Here is a 3,375-nt window from a genome sequence, read left to right on the forward strand (position 1 = left end):
TCTGCGCGGGCGACTGGTTGGCCGGATAGATGATGATCGGCTGACCGTTGACCTCGACGTTGTGGTACAGGTCGAGCGCGCCGGCCCCGTCCGTTCCTCAGGGCACGTCCGATTCCTCGGTCAGGGACAGCGTGCGCGTCGGGCACTCCTCGACCGCCGTCCGGGCGCCCGCCAGTTGGGCCCCCGCAACCCGGTCGGCCAGCACCACGACCGTCCCGTCACGGTCGTCCTGGTCGAACAGGTCGGGCGCCGCCAGGTAGCACCGGCCCGCGCCGATGCAGCTGTCGGGGTTGGTACGGATCCGCATGGAGTTCCCCCTCACCAGGTGACCGGCAACGCGTGCAGGCCGTAGTTGACGTGCTCCTCCTTGAACCGCAGCGCTTCGACGGGCTCGGCGAGCCGCAGCTCGGGGATGCGCTCGAACAGGGTCGTCAGGACGACCTCCAGCTCGGTCCTGGCCAGGTGCTGACCGATGCACTGGTGCGCGCCGAAGCCGAACGCCAGACTGCGTTCGACGCGGTCGGGGTCGAAGACGTCCGGGTCCGCGAAGCGCAGCGGGTCCCGGTTGGCTCCCACCGTCAGACCGAGCACGCCCTCGCCGGCCGCGATCCGGACCCCGCCGATCTCGACGTCCTCCAGGGCCACCCGGGAGTTGGCGATCTCCGCGATGGTGAAGTAGCGCACCAGCTCGTCGATCGTCGCCGGCCAACGCGACGGGTCGGCGGCCAGCGCCTTGCGCAGCACCGGCCGTTCGAGGAGCAGCATGGCCCCCAGACCGATGACGTTCGCGATGGTCTCGTGGCCGGCCATCAGCAGCATGAAGGCCATCCCGACGAGGTCGCGGTGGTCGGGGACGCCCGGCTCGCCGCGCCGCGCCGCCAGCCGGCCGATCAGGTCGTCGGTCGGGGTCCGCTCCTTGTCGGTCACCATCCCGTCCATGTAGCCCATGAGTTCCGCGGTCGCCACCGCGCCGGCCTCGGGGGTGGTGGCGTTCATCACCGTGAAGGAGGTCCGCAGGAAGAACTCGCGGTCGGCGAACGGGACGCCGAGCAGCTCGCAGATCACCAGCAGCGGAACCGGGTTGGCGAACGCGTCGATCAGGTCGACGGTACGGGGGCCGGCCAGCAGCCGGTCGACGTACTCGTCGGTGATCTCCTGGATCCGGGGCCGCAGGCGGTTGATGCTGCGGGGGGTGAAGTCCGCTGCCACCGCGCGCCGGGCCAGGGTGTGTTCGGGGGGATCCATCCCGACCAGCGAGGTGGAGAACTCGGGCGCGGGGACCTGGTGGTCCATCATCAGCGGGTAGCCCGGGCGGCGCAGGTCGGAGCTGAACCGGTTGTCGCCCAGCATCGCCTTGACGTCCTCGTAGCGGGCCGTGGCCCAGGCGAGCTTGCCGCTGGGCAGCCGGACCTTGCCGAGGGTCGGTCGGTCGAGGAGCTCCTGGTAGCCGTCCGGCAGCGTGTACGGGCACGTCCGGGGCATCGGGTAGGACGGGTGGTCGGAGTGGTCGGAGTGGTCGGTCGGGTCGGTGGCTTCGGCCATGGCTGTCTCCGATCGTCGTGCGAGGGGTGCTCAGGTCTGTGGCTGGGGCTCCGGGTTCGGACGTTTGGGAGCACGCTGCGCCGCCGGGCGGCTCCAGCGGCGCATGGCCGGCATCTCGACGGTCTTGTGCAGGACCCAGGCCAGTGCGACGCAGAGGGCGTAGAGGGCGACGACGAACGCGATGGCGACGGGCGTGCTGAACGCCGTCGGGGTGTACGCGTGGGCGTAGCCCACCAGATCGCCCGCGAACGCCGCGTGCACCGCGAACATCACGGTGATGTGGATGATGTAGAAGGCGAAGGACAGTTCCCCGAGCCGCACCATGAAGGGCGCGCTGAGGACCGTGCGCCGGCCGGACAGGTCCCGGACGGCGAGCGCGCCGATCAGCAGCGCGGCCGGGACGGGGTAGAGCGCCGCGATCCCGAAGGGGATGGGCAGGTGGAACAGCAGCAGGAAGACGGCGAGGTTGAGCAGGGCGGCTGGCAGGATCCGGATCCTCGGCCAGCTTCCGGAGGCGACGATCCGGGCGAGGAACATGCCGATCACGAAGTCGATGCACCGCACGGGCGGGAAGAAGTACAGCGCCCACAGCTGGGGCCAGGACCCCGCGGGGTAGAACTGGCTCGGCGGGTACCCCGACAGCAGCGGGTAGCTGATCGCCGGGAGCAGGACGGCGGTCGCGCCGAGGCCGATGATCCAGGACCACAGCGCCCGGTTGCCGAGCCGGCGGACGAACCGGACCAGCAGCGGGAACATCGCGTAGCAGAGCATCTCCACCGCGAGCGTCCAGGTCGCGCCGTTGAACTGGTACATGATCAGGTCCTGGGAGGGCCACCAGTTCTGGACCAGGAAGAGGTTGGCGAGGGCCGGTCCCCATCTGATCGTCTCGCCCGCGGCGGCGAACTGGCTCAGGGCGACGAACGCGATCAGGACGTGGGAGGGGCCTATGCGCACCACCCTGCGCCGCCAGAAGCCGGTCGCGGTCTGACCGGGCTTGGCCGACCAGGTGAGGACGAAGCCGCTGAGGACGAAGAAGAACGACACCGCGAGGAACCCGATGCGTCCGTCGCCCGTCAGGGTGCTGAAGACGGAGAGGGCGTTCGGGTCCTTGAAGGCCCCGAGGACGAGCGCGTGGCTGGCGAAGACGAAGACGACGGCGACGGCCCGGAGGCCTTCCAGTGACGGCAGTGTCACCGTTCTCGCCGGTAGTGGCGAATTCATGGGCAACCCCTTTTCTCCGAGGCGGAACGCCGGGGCGGCACCACCCGGTCTTCGGTGGGCGCGCGGCGCTACTCGCGTGTTAGTCGTAACCGGGGGAGGCGATTCGACATCATGATTTCTTCCAACGTGCTGCCCTTGATCGCCGGTCGGCGACGGCCCGGGCGCCGGCACGACCGTGGCCGGGGCGAAGGCCCCGGCCACGGACGAGCGGTGGTCACGACGGGAGGGCGCGGTCGTACGCGCCGGTGGTCACCGCCGCCAGAACAGGAGGTGGGTCACCCCGCTCGGGCTGGGTACCGTGTCGAGGTGGAAGCGGTCGAGCAGCTCGGTGTGGCTCTTCCAGAGCCGTTCCCCCCGGCCGAGGTCGACCGGTGCGACGGCGAAGTGCATGGTGTCGACCAGGTCGGCGTCGATGAACTCGCGGACGGTGGTCACCCCGCCGCTGATGCGCACGTTCCGGTCCCCGGCGGCCTCCTTCGCGTGCTTCAGCGCCTCCTCCGGCGTCGCGTTGAGGAAGTGGAAGGTGGTGTCGGACAGCGTGAAGGACGGGCGCTCGTAGTGGGTGAGCACGAAGACCGGAGCGTGGAACGGCGGGTTGGCGCCCCACCACCC

4 protein-coding genes are annotated in these 3,375 nt (G+C 70.2%); all 4 read right to left on the reverse strand.

The window, feature by feature from the left end:
- Positions 1 to 97: 97 nt before the first annotated feature.
- A complete protein-coding gene (locus ACIQOV_RS33730) occupies positions 98 to 307 on the reverse strand; it encodes a ferredoxin (protein ID WP_380358219.1) in 210 nt (69 codons plus the stop codon).
- 11 nt (positions 308 to 318) lie between these two features.
- Positions 319 to 1,542: a cytochrome P450 gene (locus ACIQOV_RS33735; protein ID WP_401054580.1), complete on the reverse strand. Its 1,224-nt coding sequence runs from the start codon at positions 1,540 to 1,542 to the stop codon at positions 319 to 321.
- A 30-nt stretch (positions 1,543 to 1,572) separates the two neighbouring features.
- Entirely contained in the window at positions 1,573 to 2,736 is a 1,164-nt protein-coding gene (locus ACIQOV_RS33740) for an acyltransferase family protein (protein WP_401054582.1), read from the reverse strand.
- 276 nt (positions 2,737 to 3,012) lie between these two features.
- Positions 3,013 to 3,375 (reverse strand): dihydrofolate reductase family protein (locus ACIQOV_RS33745; RefSeq protein ID WP_401054583.1); only part of this gene is annotated, 363 nt, incomplete at its 5' end.

The sequence above is a fragment of the Kitasatospora sp. NPDC091257 genome (genome assembly GCF_044757675.1).
Lineage (GTDB): Bacteria > Actinomycetota > Actinomycetes > Streptomycetales > Streptomycetaceae > Kitasatospora > Kitasatospora lactacystinica.